The 384-nt window shown below is 66.9% G+C and carries 1 protein-coding gene; it reads left to right on the top strand.

Annotated elements, in window-relative coordinates; genetic code table 11:
* Positions 1-384, top strand: a 384-nt coding sequence (locus GT045_RS13405) for a polyketide synthase (RefSeq protein ID WP_161334300.1), incomplete at both ends; no start/stop codon positions are given.

Raw genomic sequence — 384 nt, 5'->3', positions numbered from 1 at the left:
GGTGTTGGCGATGGACCCGCAGCAGCGGTTGCTGCTGGAGACGTCGTGGGAGGCGTTGGAGCGGGCGGGTATCGATCCGGCGTCGGTGCGCGGCAGCCAGACCGGCGTCTTCGCCGGGATCATGCACCACGACTACGGGTCCTTGTCGGTCCCGGACGGTGTCGAGGGTTACATCGGCAACGGCACCGCCGGCAGCATCGCCTCTGGGCGTATCTCGTACACGTTCGGGTTTGAGGGTCCTGCGGTGACGGTGGACACGGCGTGTTCGTCGTCGCTGGTGGCCCTGCATCTGGCTGTGCAGTCGCTGCGTCAGGGTGAGTGTTCGCTGGCGTTGGCCGGTGGTGTGACGGTGATGGCGACGCCGGCGTTGTTCGTGGAGTTCAG

Origin of the sequence: Streptomyces sp. SID486, from assembly GCF_009865385.1 — a bacterium.
Classification (GTDB): Bacteria; Actinomycetota; Actinomycetes; order Streptomycetales; family Streptomycetaceae; genus Streptomyces.
The sequence above is the reverse complement of the archived record's forward strand: the minus strand, read 5'-3'. Positions and strand labels throughout refer to the sequence as shown.